Here is a 2,286-nt window from a genome sequence, read left to right as displayed (position 1 = left end):
AGCAAGAAATAATTCCAAAGAAGAAGATACCTCACGTCCGGCATGGTCATATTCGAAGCTGAGTTCTTCCGTGCAAATCTCCATGGAGGTGATATACGTTGTATGCTGGTTAATCGGATTGTTTACGAAATGAATCAATTTGAATTCGATTATATAAATATAATCTATCATATAGAACAGAATCCACTTCAAGACACTCTTTTTTCTCTATACATTCGTATAATTCATTACAGAATTCTTTGTAGGATATCAATTTCATATATTGAAAGTCATAGAATCCTGCGAGGGAACTACATCTCATAATAGAATCTCTCCCTTTGCTAATCACCGGAACACAAACGAATGTATCGAAATATTGTTCGTCTTTAAATATCGCTTTCCAGTCCTACTGGCAGGATGTAAATAATACTGGCACAATAAACAACACGTATAATATAGATTTTTTCATTTTACTGCCTTTTTTCATTATAAAAAGAATCTAATAGTCTTAACAGTTCTCCCTTGCTTTTCTTACTTTATTCTCAATTTCAATTGCATGATTTTCTGCCTGTTGCCTTACATTTATATATTCTTTATAGAACTCTTTTAATATTTTTATACGCTTTAGCTATTAATCCATTATATCTTTATCTTTTATACCAAAGATACCAGCCATAGGCATCTTCTGTCATTAAAAATTCAAAATATATATGATGTAGAGAACATAAATATAAAATATATTTGAAATTAACTTCATAATTATAGGGTGCAGGAATGTCAATAAACAACGCTTCGCTTTCTTTTTGAAGATACTTTTTTAACAGGCTGTCTATACCATATTCATTATACAATTTAAGCATTGTAGAATCAATTTGAATTCGATTATGTAAATATAATCTATCATATAGAGCAGAATCCACTTCAAGACACTCTCTTTTCTCTATACATTCATATAATTCATTACAGAACCCTTTGTAGGATATCAATTTCATATTTTGAAAGTCATAGAATCCTCCGAGAGTACTATAGGTCATAATAGAATCTCTTCCTTCGCTAATCACCGGAACACAAACGAATGTATCGAAATATTGTTCGTCTTTAAATATCGCTTTCCACTCCGGCTGGCAGGATGTAAATAATGCCTGCACAAAAAATACGTATAATATATACTTTTTCATGTCATTTCTTTTTTCTATTATAAAAATAATCCAATGGTCTTAACGGTTCTCCCATTGCTTTTCTTACTTTGTTCTCAATTTCAATTGCATGATTTTCTGTTTTCTGTACTGCATCTATTTCATTATCATCTACATTATTATCATTGTTTTTGTCCCAATTAACACCTCTACCATTCATAAAATCATCCGCATGTCCTAATTCATGAGCAAGCCCAATTATAGGAGGTCTAGGACCTAAACTTGTTGATTGAGAATTCAAGTCATAATGTATAGTAGAACCTTGTTTTACTTCTGCATTTTTATATTTTTTCACAGTGACATTTTTTGATGTCTCTTTCCTATTGTTGGTTGGAACAATCTTTACTTCAAGCTCACTATTCTCCATATCTTCAATCACATTTTTTACATCTTCATCCATTTTTTTTAGTTGTTCTATTTGATTTTGAACCTGTGATTCAAAGTTATCCGCTCCGAAAAAGGCTTTGACTCTTCCCCAGAAACTACCGACTACTATTTTTCTTCCATCTGGGTCTATCAGATGTGCAAAATCATTCGCACAATATGCATACGGCGATAAATGATAATACTTTTCCAACAATGGATCCATTGTTGAGAATCTTGGAATGCGAGTATATTGCAATCTTGCGTCAGAATCATACATGTCAAAGCCATGCATAGCCAGTTCTTCTTTGCCACAGAATCTGCGATTCTGAACATTGTAACCTGTCCGGCGAAAAATAGCTCCCGAAGGCAGGTATTCCATGCTTTGAAGAACACTGCCTGTCTCACCGTCACAAGTCGCGCGAACGCTGCCTAAATAATCTGTTATATAATAATAGGGTTGTATATGACTACGTTTCGTCGTATCATTCCTCAACGAGATATATCCGCCTGGAATACGAAGTTCGGAAAGGTAGCCGTCACGAAATAACAAATTTCCATCCTGAATCTCTTCATGGACAGATGAAGGGTCAGACAGAATTTGTACATCGTCCAGAGGTATCGTTAGAGCGGTGCGATAAGTCTTTGAAGTGGTTCTTACCCGTCTTCCGTCAGACAAATAACTCATCTGAAGGGTATTGCCGCCGGAGAAGCATATACTGTCCGGTAAGTTGAGATTATTATAACG

3 protein-coding genes are annotated in these 2,286 nt (G+C 34.4%); all 3 read right to left on the bottom strand.

Going from position 1 to position 2,286, the window contains the following annotated elements:
* Positions 1-192 (bottom strand): hypothetical protein (locus ACESQI_RS24040; protein WP_373127365.1); only part of this gene is annotated, 192 nt, incomplete at its 3' end.
* 434 nt (positions 193-626) lie between these two features.
* Positions 627-1,157: a hypothetical protein gene (locus ACESQI_RS24035; RefSeq protein WP_002562619.1), complete on the bottom strand. Its 531-nt coding sequence runs from the start codon at positions 1,155-1,157 to the stop codon at positions 627-629.
* Position 1,158: 1 nt separating this feature from the next.
* On the bottom strand, positions 1,159-2,286 hold a 1,128-nt coding region (locus ACESQI_RS24030; RefSeq protein WP_373127363.1), incomplete at its 5' end, for a M91 family zinc metallopeptidase.

This window comes from Bacteroides sp. HPS0048 (assembly GCF_964240755.1).
GTDB classification, from domain to species: Bacteria; Bacteroidota; Bacteroidia; order Bacteroidales; family Bacteroidaceae; genus Bacteroides; species Bacteroides nordii.
Note: the sequence above shows the minus strand (reverse complement) of the source record. Positions and strands in the feature narration are given on the sequence as shown.

Bases quoted from the DNA above. Each gene is read 5' to 3' on its own strand.
- ACESQI_RS24035 (WP_002562619.1), bottom strand. From the start codon at position 1,157: ATGAAAAAGTATATATTATACGTATTTTTTGTGCAGGCATTATTTACA.